Origin of the sequence: Ensifer oleiphilus, from assembly GCF_013371465.1 — a bacterium.
GTDB lineage: Bacteria > Pseudomonadota > Alphaproteobacteria > Rhizobiales > Rhizobiaceae > Ensifer > Ensifer oleiphilus.
In genome coordinates this window covers 97,131-115,466 of sequence record NZ_JABWDU010000010.1, presented here as the reverse complement: position 1 = coordinate 115,466, position 18,336 = coordinate 97,131, and the positions used below count along the sequence as shown (strand labels likewise).

Sequence of the window (18,336 nt, the reverse complement as noted above, 5' to 3'; positions counted from 1 at the left end):
TGCTGATCAGAACGTCGTTCTAAGCCGACAATGCAACGTATGTCGATACTCACCAATTGACTCGTACGCCGTACGATGCAATCTAATCGTACGGCGTACGAGTCAATCTTGTGCCGAGCTGAAATTCAATCCTGCAGACCGCGAGCGTACGTTGCTCGCAGTTCTCAAGGCCGGGAGAAAATCATGTCACGCACAATGAAGCATGTGCTTATCGGAGGGATAATCAGCATGACCATGGTAGTTCCCACGGTGGCGCCAGCGAATGAGAAAGATCGCAAGCTGACCATCGTCAATCCACAGACGCTCTATGACCCGACACCGAACGGCTACAGCACGGTCGTGATCATGCCGCGCGAAGCCCGGGTCGCCTATATCTCCGGGCAGGGAGGCCAAGACAGCACTGGAGCCTTGTCGCCCGACTTCGCTATTCAGGTTAAGCAGAGCTACGCAAATTTGCGCACTGCCCTCGATGCGCTCGGCGCCCAGCCCGATCAGGTTGCCAAGCTCACGGTCTTCGTGGTCGACCATGATATGTCCAAGCTTGGAGTGTTGACCGAGGGCGTCAAGGAAATGTTCGGCGAGGCGCTGCCGGCTCAGACCTTGATCCCGGTACCGAAACTGGCCGTCGACGGCATGCTGTTCGAAGTGGAGGCCGTGGCCCTGCTTGATTAGCAAGGCAGTGCGTCGTCATCGTCTGCCTACCGGGTGATGTGGCGGGTGGGCGTTCGCGCTCTCTGCAGCCACCGGCCTGCCGAATTAATTGTGCTGGTGGCCAGCGCCATCCGTGCTTTGGTGGAGATGCTGCTCCTCGGGTTGGGCCCGCAATTCGTTAATCTGCGCCGTCCTGGTGGTCAGATACGAGATGAGGTCCGATGCGTCGCTTGCCGACAGGCCGAGATTTGGCATGCGGACGCCTTTGTATTTCGCGTCGAGATCGGTGAGGATCGGGTCTTTGTTTGCGCGCAGTCCGGCCGGATTCATGATCATCTCCGACAGCCACAGCCGGTCACGACGGTCGGTGACACCGAGCAGATCGGGGCCGACGTGGTCGGTTACGCCGACTGTGTGGCAAGGTGCGCAGATCTTCTTGAACAGAACTTGGCCCGGCTCACGGCCGATCGTCAGGTCTCGCGGGTCATGGTTTGCCGCCAGCGCATCCTGAGGAACGTGACGGCGGTCCCGCCAGTCCGGGTCCATGTCCCGGATGGCAAGCTCGAGGTTTTCGATGTCTGCGAACGGCGAGTTTCGCGTCCATTCCCCCGTTCTGTCGTTGCCGAGAACGATTTCATTGCGGTGCTGGGTCGCCACATCGCTCTTATTGCCGAGCTTTGAATTGATGGCACGAATGTCGGCGGGTTTCCCGGTGATGAACGTCCAGCCAGGGCCACTGTAGAAGGCGTCGGCGAAGGTTTTCAGTTTCTCCGGCGTGTCGTTTTCGGGATCGACGGTGATCGAGAGGACAAAAATGTCCTTGCCGATTTCGTCCCTCAACCTGTCAACCACCTGCGCAATACGCGCTGTCGTCAGCGGGCAGAGGTCCGTGCAGCTGGTGAAGATGAAGCTGATGAGGACGATCCTATCCTTGATCAGGTCGTCATAGAAGCGAACCCTTTCGCCATCCTGAGTGACGACATCGACATTCGGGAAATAGTCCTTGCCCCAACGCGAGCTCTTGGCCGCCGGTCCGCCGGGACTGAACAGAAGGATCGCGGTTATCGCCGCGACGACCGCAAACCATCGTTTCATCTGCTTCTCCAAGCGGTGGGCATGCCGGCGCGGCCAACGCGCCAAGCAGATGCAACAGGAACGAATGTCTTCTGGTTGACCGGGTTTCGGTGCGGCCAACCCTTTAAGGAGTAACGGTTTCTGCGAGCTGCGCCGCCTGTATCGGCTGACTGTCCCGCCAGCCTTTGGGCGCACCTTCCGGCATGATCTCCGGGGTGGTGAAAACGACGCCGTCCGGGGTCGGGTTTGGAGTGGGGGTCACCGCGGTTTGCGGCGAACCGGCCACGCCGGTCAGCAATTGAATGCGCGCCAGCATTGCGAAGTCCTCATGAATGGTGTTGTGGCAATGATTGACATAGGCCCCGCCGAACTCACCAAACTGCACCTGGAAGGTAACGCTGCCGTTTTCACCGAGCCGCCAGACATCTTTTCGCTGGAAAGCCTCGGTCGCTTCGAGCTTCAGACCTTTCCGCGAAATGGTGACGCCCTCTTCGAAGTGCAGATGGATAGGGTGATCCCAGCCGCCGCCGCCGTTCCTGTAGGTCCAATGCTCGACCTCGCCGGCTTTAGGGACCAGCAGGGAAATTCGGTTGGCGTTCATGGAATGCGACGTTTCGCCATTGATGCGAATGGTCCAGGGGAAATTGACATATTCGCCGCAATCAGGAGTGCATCCGTCCGGCCCGCGGGAATCGCCTTCTCCCGATCTACCGAACTCGACGACCCTTGTGCGCACTGGCGTCACGATGGGTATCTGTTCGGTCAGTTTGAGCGGAACGCGGCTGACATCCGGGTCCGTGGCGCGGTGAATGACGCCAGGCACATCAACGCTTTCGACTGCGCCGACCACCCGAAACTCAAGCATCGGCCCCACGACCGGATCCTTGGTATCGCCCTTGATCGCCTTTGCCAGGCTGAGTTCTTCTTTGGGCCCGCGACCATCGTCATGGAGGATTTGATTGACGACCCGTATCCTGTCGCCCACCCGAAAGCCGGAAAAGTCGACGATGATATCGTAGCGTTCGGCCATGCCCTGGACGGGAAGGGAGGTCAGGGTCAGGGGTGCTACCACCAGGTTCCCGTCATTGGCGATGAACTTGATCGGAACAGGATTCCCTTTGGCATCAGCCAGGGCAAGCTTAAGGAAACGCGACATGCAGGCGTTCAGTATCCGGAAGCGATATTTTCGCGGCAGGACTTCGAAGAATGGCGCATAGCCGAAATTGACCAGCGGCACGTCGCCGACCATCCCGTCCGTATCGAAAATATCGAAGAAGAGTTGGCCCGACGCGTCGCATACGCAATCGGAAAAGACCAAGTTGACGTCGAAGTCGATGTTGCCCCAACCCAGAAGCTTGCCGCTGGGTAGACGCAGGTTGACCCCGTCTGCAAGCTCTTCGTTGCCGCGGTCGGGGCCGCTGTAGTAGTTGATCGCACCAAGGTTGCCCTTGTAGACGTTCTCCGCGGTAAAGAAGAAGCGGTGATCATGCGCCCACATCGTTCCCTGCAGTTCGCGGAAGTCTCCCGGGACGTTGATCAGGCCGGTGCTGTCGTCCGGGCCTGATGCCCGGCGATCGGTGGCCTGTGTGTTGATCTTGTCACGTCTGGCAAGCGTCGTGCTCCAGCGATAATCGTAAAACGTGCCTGGGAAATGGTGCACATTCGCCGCGCCATCGCTTTCCGCGCCATTGTGCGCATTGTGAAAGTGAAGCTGGGTCTCGTTGCGCCCAAAGCCGTTGTTCTGTGCCCTGTTGACGGGCAGGTCGTTGTAGACCCTCGTGATGATGGGTTCGCCGTAGCGGCCCTTGATGAGGAACGGTGGCAGGCTGCAGTCGCCGGTCCTGCCGCTACCATAGCACCAGACGCTGTCTGCCTGCTGCAGCGGGAAATGGTCGTGGAAGTATCCGCCGCCACCTTGCGTGATCTGGCCGAGCCTCATGATGTAACCCACTTTGGGAAAGTACTCGTCCCAGCGCTGGTGCGCGAAGATCTCTCCCGGCGGGCGCCCCTCGATCGGGCCGCGGTAGGTTCTGGGATTGATGAATTGCCTGTTTGTCGGATCGGCCGAGAAGTCGGTGTGATAGGACAAACGCTTCGCCGGCCGTTCAGCCAGATGTGCAGGAAACGCAGCGTGACCCTGCGACGTCCGCGTCATCGGCACGGGGTTGAGCAGGTGCAGACGATGCATGGGTTGGGAGAATTTCTTGACGCCGAAAAGCGGGGTGCGCGGCGCGCCGGTCGGGACCGCCGCATAGGCGCTCTTCGCAAAAGGACTGAGCCCGTTTTTCATCGCGAGCATTCCGCTCGCGGTGAAGAGGCCCCATCGCAACAGCTCGCGACGTGTCACCTGTTCCTGATTAATTGCTCTTGCAATCTCGGCACGGTTTTCCCGTGCGAGCTGCGCTTCTCTCTGTCGCGCCCGCGACGCATCGTTGGAGATGTACATTTAATCCGCCCCTATCAAATGTAGTTCATGGTCCTCCGATCTGGATTTCTACAAATAATACGCCTCAACACTTGTGATCACAATAATTAGACCAGACCTTAGTCTTATAACTATTCCGACTTAGATCGAACGATTTGCTGCGGTTTCCGGTTTTGCAATGTTCCTCTGTTGAGGAATCCCGACATTCTCTTATAATTACCTTAGGCTTAGTATTCGATCCGGCTTTATCACCGGGGTTGAGCGGCCGCCAGTATGCAGAACTCCGGTGGTGGTGAATGGTTATGCCGAGCTTCCGGTATCGGGCTATCGACCAGTCCGGACACATACTTGAGGGGTATCTGGACGCGGCTTCAAGCGCGGAGATGATGACTGAGCTGGAGCGCAGATCGCTTCTGCTGATAGACATAGAAGAGGTGAACCGGTCCAGTTCCGCACGGCGCGTCTCTATCCTCGCGGGCAGTGCGCCGTCATACGAAGATGTAACTGCGCTGACCGAGGATCTTGCGGCCCTGCTTTCCGGCAGCGTCGCCTTGGATCGGGCTCTTCAGATCATCTATCAATCGACCAAACGCCGGGCGCTATCAAGCATCGTCTATTCGATTTGGGAAGTGATATCGAAAGGGCACAGTCTTGCCGAGGCGATTGCCGCTTACCCCAAGGCCTTTCCGAGAACCTACGTCAAAATGGTGGAAGTCGCGGAAGTCGCCGGCAATCTCGACGCAACCCTGCAGGTGATTGCCCAGGATCGGCGGCGCCAGAGTGAGCTCAACCATCGGCTGGCCGCAGCCCTTGCCTATCCCTGCCTTCTGTTGCTTGCCGCGATCGGCGTCTTCTTCTTTGTGCTCATTGTCGTGGTTCCACAGTTCGATCAAGCCCTTGTCGAAACCGGCAACGCGTCACGCGCATCGGAGCCTCTGGTGTTCACTCTGTCGCGCATTGCCGTCGGGCACAGCATATTTTTGGCATTCGCAGGGATGGCTCTGGCCGGTTCGGGCAGCGTCGCAGCCCGCAGCGACAAGGCAAAAGCGGCCTTGATCTCCCTGCTTCGCCAAATCCCTGGTTTCGACACACTGCTCATGCAGCAGCGCGCCGTCGTCTTCTGCTCGACGCTTGCGATGCTGAGCAGAAGCGGTGTCGACCTTCCGACCGCACTCCGGCTCATCCGAGATCTCATGCGGGATGCGAACTCTGCCAACCTCGTGGCCCAAGTACTCGCCGACGTTCGCGACGGGAGCCGCCTTACCGATGCGCTCGCGCGCACAGACTTTCTGCCAGCTTACGGCCTGCAGATAATGCGCGTCGGCGAAACCACCGGAGAGGCCGACAAGGCGGCATGGCGGGTCGCGACCTACTATGAAACGAAACTCGACCGATCGATCGCGCGTGCCACCGCGATAGCGGGTCCGATCGTGCTGTTGGCAATAAGCGCCTTCATCGCCTGGATCATCGTCTCGGTAATCACTGCCTTGCTCAGTCTGAACGAATTGCTGCTGTGAGCCCCATGAAAACACTCCGTCGCTCGAACCCAACCGAACGCAGCGCCTGCCGACAGAGGCGCGACGAGGGAGAAGGCGGGTTCACACTGCTCGAGTTGCTGGTCGTTCTGATTATTCTCAGCCTTGTCGCCGGCATCGCCGCGCCGCGGGTGCTCGGCTATCTCTCCGAAGCGCGTGTCCGCGCTGCAAAGCTGCAGATCGAGGCCCTCACTTCGGCGTTCGATCTCTTTTATCTCGATGTTGCGCGCTATCCGACGGAAAGGGAGGGCTTGGATGCGCTGGTGGACGGCGGTTCGATCAAGCGCTGGAAAGGTCCCTACATCCAGACGGCGTCCGTGCCGCTCGATCCGTGGGGTAACCCGTATCAATATCGGATGGGTGACAAGGGGAGGCCGCAGATCATCTCTTATGGCGCAGACGGCGTCGAAGGAGGAGCCGATGGTGCGGCCGACATCGCCATCCAGCAATGACGCGGGATACGACGGCGGATTTGCGTTGCTCGAGATCCTGGCTGCGCTCGCCATCGTGGCGCTTGTTGCGGCCATGTCGTTTCCCTTCCTGACGCAGGCGAGCCGCGCCATCGGCCTGAAGGTGCGCGCAGCCGAGATAGCTGCTCTTTTGCGCCACGGCAGGAACGCGGCGATGGAGCAGGGGCGCCCGGTCCAGTGTTCCGTCGACCCGCAAACTAGGACGGTTTCCTCTGGGGCTTCGGGTCGAAAGGTCGTTCTGCCCGACGGTACGACGATGAGGGTGGTGCGTTCCGGCCATCTGCGATCGGCCGATGGTCTTGGGTTTGTCTTTCTGGCGGATGGACGCGCGCTCGGCGGCGTTTTGAGCATTGAGGGCAGCAGCCTGACTTATCGCATAACGGTCAACCCGCTGACTTCAGGCGTCACACTGTCGGAGGTTGAGTAAGGATGCCTCGATGATCCCGTACGCTGTCCACCCAAGTAGGCCCGAAGGCGAGCGCCGTCCCGATGCGGGGTTCACCCTGCTTGAGGTTTTGGTTGCAGTCGCAATCCTTGCGGCCGTGATCTCGGTCGTTCCTCGCAGTCTGGTATCCGCCCGGACGTCGATCGGTCACTCCCGCGCCTGGCTAGAGGCCAGACTGGTCGCCGAGGAAGTTTTGGCGGCGGAGCTGCGAAACGGGCGCATCCGGCCGGGAGCCTTTTCCGGCGCGGTGCGGGGACACCGATGGCGCGTGGTGGTCGTGCCAGCCGCAGTCGCCGACGCGCAGCCGAGCAACGGTCGCGTGCTGCTTGAAGCAAGGCTTTCCGTCGAGGTCTCCGCGTCCCGCGTCCTTGCTGTTGACCGTCTCTTAGTCGGGGGCAGCCAATGAACAGTGTGCCCGCACCGAAGGACGAAGGCTTCGCACTCCTTGAGGCGCTGGTCGTGCTTATGCTGACCGCGATTGTCCTGCACGCACTCATGCTCACGGTTTCGCTCGTGACACGGTCGTCCGCCGCCGCTTCGAAAGGTGTAGCCACGCTTGAAGAGCTTGCGACCGGCCTTGCCGCAATGCGAAGGGATTTTTCGCAGATCGCAGCAGTAAAAACAGGAGCGGAAGCGAATGCGCCTCTCCTGTTTTACGGCAGCGGCGAGGCGCTCGGGTTGGCCACACGAACCGATCCGCAGCTTGAGCCGGATCAACTGGTGTGGATTGCGGTGAGGATCAGGCCGCCCGCGCTTTTGAGATCGTCGGCGGTACGGGTTCCCGGGCAGGCGAGTTTCGAACGGGCCCGCTCATCCGCACCGATCGCGATATTCGAAGGGGCGTGGCGTTGGCGCTTTTCCTTCGCCGAAACGACGGAGCGTGGAACCATCTGGACTGGATCCTGGATTGCACAGCAAAAGCTCCCCGACATCGTTCGGCTGGAAATCTGGGACAGGTCTGACGAACGACGATCACCGCTGACGCTGCTGATGTCGCCGCATGTCGACCCGCCTTCGGACTGTCGCGACGGAGATTTGTGCGCGGGAGGCGACAATGCAGCGCGATGACGGGTTTGCCACGCTCGCCGTTCTCGTCGTCAGCGGTCTGCTCGCCGCGCTCGTGTCGATGTTGGTGCTGCTGTCGCGGCCGGCTCTTGTGTTGACCAAGCTCGGCGCCGACGATCTGGTGATGGAGAACCTTATGGAGAGTGGCGTTGCAGCGGCCGGATATCTCCTCTTCCTTGCGGATGTCGACGCCGCATCGGTGGATGGCAGGACAATTCGCCTGCCGAGCGGTAGCGTCATCCTGCATGTTTCGGTGGAGGCCGGGCGGGTCGATCTGAATGCGTCGCCACGCGAATTGCTGGAGGCTGTATTCAAGGCGGCAGGAGGGCAGTCGCTTTCACCCAGGTCGTTCGCCGCCCGGGTCGTCGACTGGCGTGACGAGGACGATGAGAGAACGACGGGTGGCGCCGAGCGAGCCGACTATTTGGCAAGCGATGCAATCGGTCTGCCGGCAAATGTCGCGTTCCAATCCGTAAACGAGTTGCGCTTCGTTCGTGGTCTGAGCGAAGGAGATTATCTGCGTCTTCAACCGTTTGTAACGGTCTACAACCGAACGGGTCTGCTCTATCCAACTGCTTCCTCACGCCGTGTCTTGATGGCTATACCCGAGATGAGCGATGCGGATGCCTCCGCCTTGAGATCTGTTGAAGCGCCTGGTGCAGAAGGTGACGATGGCGAATTGCGAGGGCTGTCCCAGCGGTACGACGACTTCGTCACGCTGGAGGCACCCAAAGTGTATCGGCTTGATGTCGTCGTTCGCAGCGAAAGTGGCAGAACAAGTGCTGCTCACGTCGTCATAGCGGATGCCGAAGACGAGGCGAAAGGCTATGCTGTGTATGACTGGGCACCTGCTGGTCGGGAGGCCCGTTGATGGCGGGGCGGATTGGATGAGTGCTCTTGGCGCATACTTCAAGCGCGGGATAACCGCACTTCTCGACGAGATGACGTCGTGGCAGGCCATGATGGGTTTCCCGCACACAGCACGCGGAACATTTCTTCTTGTCGATGAAGGGACTAAGCTTGCCTGCTATCGCGTCGCCCGCGCCCGCCCCGTGCACAAGGCAGATGGCGCGCGCGAGGCTTTGCGCGACGGCTGGCTGAACAGGATCGTCGGCACACACCCCATCGAGCTGCGGCTGGCAGGTGACGGGGTTGTGGTGCGTTCCTTGCGGCTGCCCGCGGCCAGCCGTGGCCACATCGAGGCGATCATCCGCCATCAGGTCGAGCAGATCATGCCGTGGCCGTCAGAGAAGATGGTGTACGACTACGACATCCAGGAGAGCGAAGCCGCCCGGTTTTCGGGCCAGTTCGATGTGCGGATTGTCGCGACGTCGCTCACGGCGGTGCGCAGCGCAATCGAGCCCTTCCAGTCCGTTGGCATTACCCCGGTCGTTGTGGGGCTTGCGTCGGACCCGTCGGATCGCCCAAGCGCGATCAATCTTTTGCCGGGGGCCAAGGCGGCGCTGCGCCTGAGGCGACGGCACAACGCCCTGGTTTGCCTCTGCATTCTGGCAGCCGCGGGCGCGGCCCTGCTGGCAGGTGCTGGCTGGAGCATCAATCGCGCTATCGCTGAAACGGCCCGCATAGAGGCGTCGCTTGCAAGCCTTCGTGGCGCCGTCGAGGCGGCTCGCAAGGAGGCGGAGACAAAGAACGATCCCGCGATGGACGTGGCGCGCAAATGGGACGCCGTTCCCATGGTCTTGCTGCTGGAAGAGCTCTCCAGGCGCGTTCCGGACACCACTTACCTCACCGCACTTGACGTGGACGACCGGAATGTCCGCGTTACAGGGCTTTCCACAAACGCCGCCGATTTGATCAGCCTGCTGGAAGGTTCGGATATGCTGGAGGCCGCCGGTTTTTCCGCGCCGATCGTTCGTGACAACGACAGCAAGCTTGAGCGGTTCGAGATCCTGGCGCATTTTTCGGAGAAGGACCGGCCATGAGCGCCTCAAGTAGCAGCGCGCGACGCGTCACGGCAGCGGCGGTTGCCGCGCTTTCCTGTCTTGTAGTGCTGCCGGTCCTGACGGCTGCGTGGAGTGCGACTGTCGTGTCTCGTCTTGGCGAGCAGAGCAGGAACGACACGGCCCTGGCCGAAACACTCAAATCCAGGCTATCTGCGCTTGGCGGCGGTGCGGGAAGCGAAGGCGACAGCGCGAGCGCACGCGTCTATCTGCAGGGGAATACGCCCGCTATCGCCGGCGCCGAGCTTCAGCGGCTCGTCACGGATATCATCGGGCGGACCGGTGCTGTGGTCTCACAGTTCGAATTCGTCGCGTCCGAAGAGGCCGACCCGGCCGGCGGCACCGTCGAAATGCGGATTCTATTCCACACCACCATCGAACCTCTTCAGAAGATACTGTTCGCCACCGAAACCAATCCGACAGCACTTGTCGTCAAATCCATCAATATTGAGAGCTTGGCGTCCGACGAAGAGGCGCTGCAGGCAGCGCCGACATTACGCGTGCTGGCGCTCGTCGAAGGCTATTGGCGGAGGGCTGAACGATGATGCTCCTTTCAGCTTCGCGTTTGTCGGTCATCGCCATCGTCTTGCTGCTCGCAGGCGCGGCGTCGTCCCAATCCCCTTCATCCGACGAGGTTCCCTGGCTTCGAGGCGTGAGCCTCGACAGGCTGGAAGCGACGCGATTGCGTCCATTGTTCACGCCGGCGCGGCAGCCTCCCACTGTCTCCGAGACGGTGGACACGCCAGCGCCGGTTGCCGTCACGGAAGTCGAGGTCGTGCCGGACGCCCCACCAGAGCTCAAGCTCGTCGGCATCATTTCGACAGCCGACAGTCAGCAAGCCCTTCTGCAGGATGCCGCAAGTGGACATATCCATCGGCTCAAGGATGGCGAGAAATTTGGGAACTGGAACCTTTCGATTGTCGACAGCCGCACCGTCGCCTTCGAGCAGAGTGGACGCAGCCGGGACTACAAGATGTTTCTGCGCCTTCAATAATCAGACCGTCACGCGCAGCACCTCTTCGATCGAGGTGACGCCGCGCCGGTACTTCGAGAGCCCATCTTCCAACATGGTCGTCATGCCTGCCTGGACGGCGACGGTTTGAATCTTCTGAGGATCGGCATCCTTGCGAATCAAAGCGGTGATCTCGCTGTCGACGGGCAGGACCTCAAATATTCCAACGCGTCCACGATAGCCGCTGTCACCGCAATAGGAACAGCCGACCGCGCGAAAGCAGGTGTCACCGGGGCGTTTGATAAAGCGCTGGCGCGCCGCAGATGTCGACACGGCGGGCGCCATCTCATCGATCGGCGCCTTGCAGCGCTCGCAAAGCTTTCTGACCAAGCGCTGAGCAATCACGCAACGCAGTGCGGACGCCAGAAGGAATGTTTCGACGCCCAGATCCATCAACCGTATGATGGCGTCTGCTGCGCTATTGGTGTGGAGGGTCGTTAGAACCAGGTGGCCTGTCAACGCTGCCTGAAGACTGATCGAGGCGGTTTCGCTGTCGCGCATCTCACCCACCATCATGACGTCGGGGTCCTGACGAAGGAACGATCGCATCGCATTGGCAAATGTCAGGTTTATCGATGGCTTGACCTGAGTTTGGCTGACCCCCGCGATCTGATACTCGATCGGATCTTCGATCGTCATGATCTTGCGTTCGGGGCTGTTCAAGGTGGACAACGCGGCGGTCAGGGTGGTCGTCTTGCCGCAGCCGGTCGGGCCGGCCACGACAACAAGGCCATGAGGCTCTGCCAGCTGTGTATGAAGAACAGAGTAATCACGCGAAGACATGCCCAGGCGAGAAAGATCAAGGGCTTCGGCGCCTTTGACGAGGATGCGCACGACCAGCGCCTCTCCGTGCAACGTCGGCATCGTCGCCACCCGGAAGTCAGCACGCGTCGAGTTGATCAGGATCCGCGCGCGCCCGTCCTGCGGCAGCCTGCGTTCGGCAATATTCAACCCTGCCAGGATCTTGATACGAGAGATGACGCCGCGTGCAATCTCGGCGGAAAGTGGTTGCATCGTGCGCAGCATCCCATCAACCCGCATCCTCAGCCTTACGCCGTCCGATTGAGGCTCGATGTGAAGGTCCGTTGCCGATAGACTGAGCGCTGTTTCGAGCAATTGGTCCACGGCCCGAACGATCGGCGCCCCGCTCGCGATATCATGGAGGCGATCGAGATCCTCCTCGTTCCGGTCGCCGGCAGCAGGCGTCGCCGAGCGCTCTGTTCCTGAGTCCTTGGCCGGTTCCCTCGACAGCATCCGTTCGAAGAGCATTGCCATTTCCTCGAACGTCGCGATCCTCAACTCAACCTGACGGCCAAGTGCTGCCAAGGCAGCTTCGATCGCGTCATTTCGACTCGGATCGGCAACGACGAGCAAACGGGCATCACCTTCGAGCGCCGGCATCGCCCATGCGGCACGCAGGAACCGCGCCGACAAATCTTCAGTCAACTCCGGACGAAATTCGACGCGGTTGAATGCTGCGCGATTGAGGTTGTGAAAATCGGCAATCGCATCAGCGAGTAGCTCTCCGGACAACAGCCCTGTTTCCCAAAGGACACCGTAGTTCGGGGGCGCTTCCACAAGAAGTCGTTCCAGGGACAGCCGTTCTGCCGGGCCGACCAGGTCCTCTTTCGTCAATAGATAGCGAATGAAATGCGTTACAATCGTTGCCGTATTCATCCGTCCCGCCGCTGTATACTACAGCAAACCCCCATTCGCCCGATCGCCACTTTGATGGCTTGTCGACACCGAAGGCAGTTACGTGCTGCCCCTTGGGATCTTGAGCGGTTATCCCCAAGAACCGCGATGCAAGAAGTGGATTAGCAGCCGATAATAATAGTGATCCGTTACAGAAATGCTAGGCTTCGCCATGGGTGAGGCAAGAATCAGTCGTGACAAGATGAGAGCCAGCGAGACAGTTCTTCGGGCGGCTTTGTTTTCCGGTATCTGCCTGCTTTCCCCCGGCTGCCTCGCTCCTGAAGAAGGCCGATTGGGAAACGACGTCGACTCGATCCTGGGTTCGGTGACGAGCGCGGACCTGCAGGCGCGTTCACTCAGAAATGGAAGCAATTCGACCCTCGGCTATGCGTCCGCGGGATCGACAGACGCCCGCCAGCCGGCGATATACTCGTCGACGCGCCTCGGCGTTGTCGCTGCTCCAGCCGGAGCGGATGGTGCAGCCGGGGATAGCGTCAATCTGAATTTCCAGGGGGCTGAACTCCGCGACGTCGTGCAAGCCATCCTGGGCGATACGCTTGGTCAGACCTATACGATCGACCCGAAGGTAGCCGGGACGGTGACACTGTCGACCGCTCGGCCGGTCCCCCGTGACGATCTCGTGTCCATTCTCGAAACGATGCTCGAAATGAATGGCGCCGATCTCGTTCGGCGCGGCAATACCTTTCAGATCGTCGAGGCAGGATCTTCGGTCGCTGGCCAGGTCAGCACGAAAGGTCGCCCCACCGGCTTCGGCATCACGGTCGTGCCGCTGAGATATGTGTCGGCGCAGGCGCTTTCGCGGCTCGTCGACGGTTTCGGCGCGCGTCCAGGTTCGTTGCGAATTGACACCACGCGCAACGCTATCCTGATCGCCGGCAGCGGGCCTGATCGCGAAGCGGCGCTGGAGACGGTGACGGCATTCGATGTCGACTGGATGAAGGATCAGTCGGTGGCCGTCCTGCCGCTCCAGCATGCACGCCCCGAAGCCGTCATTCCCGAACTCGAGCGCATTTTTGCCAGCAAGGGCAGCAATGGCGACAGCGTCATACAGTTCATGTCGATGCCGAGACTGCGTGCCGTTCTTGCGGTCTCGCAGAACCGGGCACTCACGGAGCGCGCCCACACCTGGGTCCGTCGTCTCGACCGGGAGAACCCCGACCTAGGACAGAGCGTTCATGTCTATCGCGTCAAATATCGTGACGCGACGAAGATCGCCGAACTTTTGCAGCGTCTGTTTGCAGCCAACGAAGAGACTGAATCCGAAGAGCAGGCCGCTCCAGATGAAGCGACCGCGCAGGAGGCAGCAGCCAGCGACGAGGAGGTCGTAGACATCGATCCGGCGCGCTTCGGCGGTTCGTTGCAGCCGGAGCTCGGCGCCGAGCCGGTTCGCATCCGCTCGGATCCATCCAACAATTCGATCGTGATCTACGCCGACCTCGAGATGCGCAAGCGCGTGCTTGCCGCCCTGACACGGATCGATGTTCCCCAACTGCAGGTCGCCATCAGTGTGACGATGGCGGAGGTTCGGCTCACCGACGAACTGCGCTTCGGCGTCCAGTATTTCGTGAAGAGCAAATCGGTTGGTCTGGGCACTGACGAAGGTTCGTTCGGTCTCTTCAAAACGCTTGCCGACAACATTGCTCGTGAGGTGCCCGGCTTCAATTTCGTGCTGGGGGCGAACAGCAGCCCGGATGTGATCATCAGCGCGCTCGATAAGATCACGGATGTACAGATCCTGTCGTCGCCTTCGCTTGTGGTGCTTGAAAACGAAGTGGCACGTTTCCAGGTCGGCGATCAGATCCCGATCATCACGCGTACCGTCGTGCCTGTCGAAACCGCCGACGCCCCGGTCAGCAACCAGGTGGAGTACCGGGACACGGGCATCATCATGAACGTGCGTCCGAGGATCGCCGAAAACGGCGTGGTGGCGATGCGAATCGACCAGGAAATATCGAACGCTGCTTCAGGCGACAGCCTGACGCCGGTCATCTCCAACAGAAGCATTTCGAGCTCTGTATCGGTCCTCGATGGCCAGACGGTGCTGCTCGGAGGTTTGATCAGCGAAACGCAGGAGCGCGGCAAGGACGGTATTCCCTTCCTCAGCCGCCTGAAGCATGTCGGCAACCTGTTCGGCAGCAAGAACCGATCGAACGCCCGGACCGAACTGCTGATCATGATCAGGCCGATGGTCATCCGCGATTCGCGCGATGCCCAGAGTGTTGCGGAGGAATTGCAGGCGCGGATGTGGGGCATGGGTTCGCGGGCGTTGAAGTAGTGCTGCCGTTCAAACGCATCGATCCGGATCTGATTCCTGTCTTCGCCGCAGCCATGGCAGCGCTGCCGATCGGACTCGCGACCCTGCAGGGCCCACAAATATTGTTGCTGATGTTGCTTGCTGGCTGCGTGACACGCATCGCCCTTCAGGATTGGCGAAGCCTCAGGGTTTCTGACTTTATGAATGGCATGGTCGCCGTTATCGGTATCGGGGCATGGTTCGTCGGCATCGATCCGGCGCGCGTTGACGCGTCGCGCACGTTTCTCGAGATCGTGCGCGATGTGACATTGACCGGCGGCGCTCTCCTATTGGTGCGAGCGCTTTACTTCAGGCTTCGCGGAATTGAGGGACTTGGGCTGGGTGACATCAAACTCGGCGCTGCCGCCGGTATCTGGATCGGTTGGGAAGATTTTGCCTTGGCTGTCTTTGGCGCAGCGTTGGGCGCCCTTCTATTCGTGCTGGGTTCGACGATGAAGCACGGGCATTGGTCGGCAGGACGCCGCATACCCTTCGCCTCGTTTCTCGCCCCGGCAATTTTGGGGGCATGGTACTTAGGCCAACAACTTGCCGCCGTCTGAGCGATCTGACAGGAGGCATAGTGGCACCCGCTGCCGCCTTGCGCACAAGACTGCCCCAGCCAATGGCGACAGCGTGGCGGTACGTCACCTTCCTAGAGCCAGCCGGACTTCCGGAAGCGCCAATAGAGGATGGCACAGAGAGTGACGATGACGCCGAGAACGGCAAAATAGCCGTAGCGCGTTCCAAGTTCGGGCATGTTCTCGAAGTTCATCCCGTAGATGCCCGCAATCGCTGTCGGCACGGCTAGGATCGCCGCCCATGCCGCAAGCTGCCTTGTGATCGTGCCCTGGCGCTGTTGCTCAAGCAGGTTCGAGGCTTCGAAGACGGACGTCATTATTTCGCGAAGGCCGCTGACCAATCCCTCCACACGCTTGATATGATCATGGACGTCCTTGAAGAACGGCTTTGCATTGTCGTCGATGCAGGGCAGGTCGAGGTGGCTCAGTTTTCCCACCACTTCGCCCATCGGGCCGAGGACGCGCTGGAACCGGATGACGTGACGGCGCATACGGAAGACGCGCCTGATCTGCTCGGGTTGCAGGAAGGACATGAGGACGTGCTTTTCGAGCTCGAGGATTTTGTCCTCGAGGGTCTCGACCATAGGCAGGTACCCGTCGACAACGAAATCGATGATGCCGTGGAGCACATAGTCGGGTCCGTGTTCAAGGAGTTGCGGCGACTGCTCGAGTTGCCGGCGCAATTCCTGGTGCGAACGGGCCGAGCCGTGACGCACCGAGATCAGATGGTGCTTCCCCACGAAGATGCAGGTTTCGCCATAGGCAATCTTCTCGCCTTCGAGGTGGGCCGTCTTGATGACGACGAAGAGTTGATTGCCATAGATGTCGACCTTGGGCACCTGCATGCCGTTGAGAGCGTCTTCCACCGCCAGTGGATGAAGGCCGAACATTGCCTGGAGGTTGGCCATTTCGTCCGCGGTGGGATCGGTCACGCCGATCCAGATGAACTCACTTTCCCGGGCGTCAACGGGCGTTGTTACAAGCGGTACCTCTTCCGCGCGTTTACCGGCTCGATACAGATAGGAGGCGACGACTGTCACTTAGATTTTCCCAAATTGGTTTGGCCGCTGGTCATATGACGGCAGCGGCCAAAGGTGCGCCATTGCGCGGGATCAGATCGTAACCTGCTCGCCGATCTCGACCACACGGTTGGCGGGAAGCTTGAAATATGACGACGGATCGATGCCGAGACCTGCGAGCGCGATATAGAGATGGTCCTGCCAGGCGGGCAAGCCGGAGTTCGGATCGCTGATGAGAGTTCTGCGCCCGAGATAGAATGAGGTCTGCATGATCTCAAACTTGAAGCCCGCCTTCTTGCAGAGCGAGAGCGCCTTGGAAACGTTCGGTTCGTCCATGAAGCCGAAACAGAGTTCCAGCCTCGCGAACCTGTCAGAAAGCTTCGTCAGCGACACACGGTCTTCCTCCGCGACATATGGGTGCTCCGACGTGCGGACGGTGAGAATGACGTTGTGTTCGTGAAGGACGTGATTGTGCTTGATGTTGTGGAGCAGGACGGCCGGCGTCTTGTCGCCCACGCTGGTCAGGAAGACCGCCGTCCCGCGGACCGTCTGCGGTGCATGCGCCGATTTCTCTATCGAACGGATGAATGTCTCCAAAGGAACATCGTGGCGCGCCGTCTTTTCACGAAGCATCCTGGACCCACGCGTCCAGGTCCACATAATGACCATGATGGCCAGCGCGAGTGCGACGGGCACCCAGCCGCCGTCATGGATCTTGAGTAGGTTGGCGAGCAGGAAGACGCTTTCGACGACCAGCAGCGGCAAGAGGAGCAAGCCCGCCACGAGCGTCGAATATCCCCAGACGGAGCGCAGGAACTGAAAAGCCATGACTGTTGTCACGACCATCGCGCCTGTGACCGATATACCGTAGGCGGTGGCAAGAGATTCCGAGTCTCCGAAAGAGAAGATCAGTACGATCACGCCGACAAACAGCATGACGTTCACGGCGGGCACGTAGATCTGTCCGGTGTTGGTCTCGGACGTGAACTTGATGAGCAGACGCGGCAGGAAGCCCAGATGGACCGCCTGTCGGGCGAGCGAAAAGGCGCCGGTGATAACGGCCTGGCTCGCGATGATGGTAGCCATGGTGGCAAGGATCACCATCGGCAGCAGAGCCCAGTCGGGGTAAAGGAGGTAGAATGGATTCTCCATCGCCTCCGGATGGCTGAGCACGAGGGCTCCCTGGCCGAGGTAGTTGAGCGCCAATGCGGGGAAGACGAGCGAGAACCACGCCGTGCTGATCGGCTTGCGCCCGAAGTGACCGAGGTCGGCGTAGAGTGCTTCCGCTCCCGTGACCGTCAGGAACACCGCGCCGAGCACAACCAGGCCTGTCCAGCCTGCGTGCGTAATGAACCAGAGAGCGTTGATCGGATTAAGGGCCTGCAGGATCGTCCAGTCGTCGCCGATGTGGATGAGGCCGCCCCAAGCCATCGCGAGGAACCACACGACCGTGATCGGCCCAAAAAAGCGAGCGACAGCCTGCGTGCCTTTCGACTGGACAGCGAAAAGCGCGACCATGATGCCGGCAGAGAGCGGCAGCACATAGCCGGATAAGGCGGGGGTGACCAGCTTCATGCCTTCAAGTGCCGACATGACCGACAGGGCAGGGGTGATCATCGCGTCGCCGATGAACAGTGCTGCCCCTATCAGGCCAGCGAAGAAGAGAACGGGCATGAAACTGCCTGTCTTCTTCATGAGGAGGGCGAGAAGCGACAGCGTTCCTCCTTCGCCGTCGTTGTCCGCGCGCAGGAGGAAGAGCACGTATTTGAATGTGACGATGATCGTCAGCGTCCAAACCATCAGGGAGATAAGCCCAATCACCTCGTTCTGATGAACGCCGTCGCCAGAGAATGGCCGCAGTGCCTCGCGAAACGCGTAGAGCGGGCTCGTTCCGATGTCACCATAGACGACACCGACACAGCCGAGGAGAAGGACAAGAAAATCACGCTTCTCCGATTGGGATTCGGAACCTACATTACGCAAGGCAGTCATGGGGTCTCCGGAAACTGGGCCGTTGTGTCGCGGAGGCAGTATATGGTGCAATGCGCAAAAACTGGCAATCAGTGTTGTGCGGGCCATGAACAGCGGCAGA

Annotated in this window: 17 protein-coding genes; 12 read left to right on the top strand and 5 right to left on the bottom strand. The window is 60.2% G+C overall.

Annotation, left to right across the window (positions count from 1 at the left end; translation table 11 throughout):
* The first annotated feature begins 183 nt into the window (after positions 1–183).
* Positions 184–672, top strand: coding sequence for a RidA family protein (locus HT585_RS27680; protein ID WP_176356007.1), 489 nt, complete (start codon positions 184–186; stop codon positions 670–672).
* 84 nt (positions 673–756) lie between these two features.
* Here HT585_RS27680 and HT585_RS27675 read toward each other — a convergent pair whose 3' ends face one another.
* Together HT585_RS27675 and HT585_RS27670 are read right to left on the bottom strand one after the other, a co-directional pair.
* Entirely contained in the window at positions 757–1,746 is a 990-nt protein-coding gene (locus HT585_RS27675; RefSeq protein ID WP_176356006.1) for an SCO family protein, read from the bottom strand.
* Positions 1,747–1,849: 103 nt separating this feature from the next.
* The gene (locus HT585_RS27670; RefSeq protein WP_176356005.1) at positions 1,850–4,171 is read right to left on the bottom strand and encodes a multicopper oxidase family protein; all 2,322 of its coding nucleotides are present in this window, start codon (positions 4,169–4,171) and stop codon (positions 1,850–1,852) included.
* A gap of 365 nt (positions 4,172–4,536) precedes the next feature.
* Between HT585_RS27670 and HT585_RS27665 the strand changes: the two genes are divergently transcribed.
* From HT585_RS27665 to HT585_RS27625, 9 genes are read left to right on the top strand one after another with little or no spacing between them, the layout of a single operon-like run.
* Positions 4,537–5,667, top strand: coding sequence for a type II secretion system F family protein (locus HT585_RS27665; RefSeq protein ID WP_246707975.1), 1,131 nt, complete (start codon positions 4,537–4,539; stop codon positions 5,665–5,667).
* Positions 5,668–5,672: 5 nt separating this feature from the next.
* Positions 5,673–6,137: a type II secretion system major pseudopilin GspG gene (gene gspG / locus HT585_RS27660; protein WP_176356004.1), complete on the top strand. Its 465-nt coding sequence runs from the start codon at positions 5,673–5,675 to the stop codon at positions 6,135–6,137.
* Positions 6,106–6,582 (top strand): prepilin-type N-terminal cleavage/methylation domain-containing protein, encoded by a 477-nt coding sequence (locus HT585_RS27655; protein ID WP_176356003.1) that lies wholly within the window; start codon positions 6,106–6,108, stop codon positions 6,580–6,582. Before gspG ends, HT585_RS27655 begins: the two co-directional genes overlap by 32 nt.
* 10 nt (positions 6,583–6,592) lie before the next feature.
* On the top strand, positions 6,593–7,006 hold the full coding sequence (locus HT585_RS27650) for a type IV pilus modification PilV family protein (protein WP_176356002.1): 414 nt from the start codon (positions 6,593–6,595) through the stop codon (positions 7,004–7,006).
* Positions 7,003–7,668 carry a PulJ/GspJ family protein gene (locus tag HT585_RS27645; RefSeq protein ID WP_176356001.1) on the top strand — a complete coding sequence of 222 codons (666 nt, stop codon included), beginning with the start codon at positions 7,003–7,005 and terminating at the stop codon, positions 7,666–7,668. Before HT585_RS27650 ends, HT585_RS27645 begins: the two co-directional genes overlap by 4 nt.
* Positions 7,655–8,536, top strand: a complete 882-nt coding sequence (locus HT585_RS27640) for a type II secretion system minor pseudopilin (RefSeq protein ID WP_176356000.1) — start codon at positions 7,655–7,657, stop codon at positions 8,534–8,536. Before HT585_RS27645 ends, HT585_RS27640 begins: the two co-directional genes overlap by 14 nt.
* A gap of 16 nt (positions 8,537–8,552) precedes the next feature.
* Complete coding sequence (locus HT585_RS27635) at positions 8,553–9,608, top strand: PilN domain-containing protein (RefSeq protein WP_176355999.1); 1,056 nt, start codon at positions 8,553–8,555, stop codon at positions 9,606–9,608.
* Positions 9,605–10,171 carry a type II secretion system protein GspM gene (gene gspM, locus HT585_RS27630; RefSeq protein ID WP_176355998.1) on the top strand — a complete coding sequence of 189 codons (567 nt, stop codon included), beginning with the start codon at positions 9,605–9,607 and terminating at the stop codon, positions 10,169–10,171. Before HT585_RS27635 ends, gspM begins: the two co-directional genes overlap by 4 nt.
* On the top strand, positions 10,168–10,620 hold the full coding sequence (locus HT585_RS27625) for a hypothetical protein (RefSeq protein ID WP_246707974.1): 453 nt from the start codon (positions 10,168–10,170) through the stop codon (positions 10,618–10,620). Before gspM ends, HT585_RS27625 begins: the two co-directional genes overlap by 4 nt.
* Here HT585_RS27625 and HT585_RS27620 read toward each other — a convergent pair whose 3' ends face one another.
* Positions 10,621–12,315 carry a GspE/PulE family protein gene (locus HT585_RS27620; protein ID WP_176355997.1) on the bottom strand — a complete coding sequence of 565 codons (1,695 nt, stop codon included), beginning with the start codon at positions 12,313–12,315 and terminating at the stop codon, positions 10,621–10,623.
* 310 nt (positions 12,316–12,625) lie between these two features.
* On the opposite strand from HT585_RS27620, the gene gspD reads away from it, so the two are divergent.
* Both gspD and HT585_RS27610 read left to right on the top strand, forming a co-directional pair.
* Positions 12,626–14,629: a type II secretion system secretin GspD gene (gene gspD, locus HT585_RS27615; RefSeq protein ID WP_246707973.1), complete on the top strand. Its 2,004-nt coding sequence runs from the start codon at positions 12,626–12,628 to the stop codon at positions 14,627–14,629.
* Positions 14,629–15,207, top strand: coding sequence for a prepilin peptidase (locus HT585_RS27610; protein ID WP_343214097.1), 579 nt, complete (start codon positions 14,629–14,631; stop codon positions 15,205–15,207). The genes gspD and HT585_RS27610 overlap by 1 nt, the downstream gene beginning before the upstream one ends.
* 92 nt (positions 15,208–15,299) lie before the next feature.
* Here the strand turns inward: HT585_RS27610 and HT585_RS27605 are convergent, their stop codons facing one another.
* Both HT585_RS27605 and HT585_RS27600 read right to left on the bottom strand, forming a co-directional pair.
* Positions 15,300–16,265 (bottom strand): CorA family divalent cation transporter, encoded by a 966-nt coding sequence (locus HT585_RS27605; RefSeq protein ID WP_176355996.1) that lies wholly within the window; start codon positions 16,263–16,265, stop codon positions 15,300–15,302.
* 72 nt (positions 16,266–16,337) lie between these two features.
* Positions 16,338–18,236 carry a potassium transporter Kup gene (locus tag HT585_RS27600; RefSeq protein WP_176355995.1) on the bottom strand — a complete coding sequence of 633 codons (1,899 nt, stop codon included), beginning with the start codon at positions 18,234–18,236 and terminating at the stop codon, positions 16,338–16,340.
* Between the last annotated feature and the right edge of the window lie 100 nt (positions 18,237–18,336).

Excerpts from the sequence above, each read along its gene's own strand:
- HT585_RS27680 (WP_176356007.1), top strand. The coding sequence starts at position 184 with ATGTCACGCACAATGAAGCATGTGCTTATCGGAGGGATAATCAGCATG.
- HT585_RS27675 (WP_176356006.1), bottom strand. The coding sequence starts at position 1,746 with ATGAAACGATGGTTTGCGGTCGTCGCGGCGATAACCGCGATCCTTCTG.
- HT585_RS27670 (WP_176356005.1), bottom strand. The coding sequence starts at position 4,171 with ATGTACATCTCCAACGATGCGTCGCGGGCGCGACAGAGAGAAGCGCAG.
- HT585_RS27665 (WP_246707975.1), top strand. The coding sequence starts at position 4,537 with ATGACTGAGCTGGAGCGCAGATCGCTTCTGCTGATAGACATAGAAGAG.
- gspG (WP_176356004.1), top strand. The coding sequence starts at position 5,673 with ATGAAAACACTCCGTCGCTCGAACCCAACCGAACGCAGCGCCTGCCGA.
- HT585_RS27655 (WP_176356003.1), top strand. The coding sequence starts at position 6,106 with ATGGTGCGGCCGACATCGCCATCCAGCAATGACGCGGGATACGACGGC.
- HT585_RS27650 (WP_176356002.1), top strand. The coding sequence starts at position 6,593 with ATGATCCCGTACGCTGTCCACCCAAGTAGGCCCGAAGGCGAGCGCCGT.
- HT585_RS27645 (WP_176356001.1), top strand. The coding sequence starts at position 7,003 with ATGAACAGTGTGCCCGCACCGAAGGACGAAGGCTTCGCACTCCTTGAG.
- HT585_RS27640 (WP_176356000.1), top strand. The coding sequence starts at position 7,655 with ATGCAGCGCGATGACGGGTTTGCCACGCTCGCCGTTCTCGTCGTCAGC.
- HT585_RS27635 (WP_176355999.1), top strand. The coding sequence starts at position 8,553 with ATGAGTGCTCTTGGCGCATACTTCAAGCGCGGGATAACCGCACTTCTC.
- gspM (WP_176355998.1), top strand. The coding sequence starts at position 9,605 with ATGAGCGCCTCAAGTAGCAGCGCGCGACGCGTCACGGCAGCGGCGGTT.
- HT585_RS27625 (WP_246707974.1), top strand. The coding sequence starts at position 10,168 with ATGATGCTCCTTTCAGCTTCGCGTTTGTCGGTCATCGCCATCGTCTTG.
- HT585_RS27620 (WP_176355997.1), bottom strand. The coding sequence starts at position 12,315 with ATGAATACGGCAACGATTGTAACGCATTTCATTCGCTATCTATTGACG.
- HT585_RS27600 (WP_176355995.1), bottom strand. The coding sequence starts at position 18,236 with ATGACTGCCTTGCGTAATGTAGGTTCCGAATCCCAATCGGAGAAGCGT.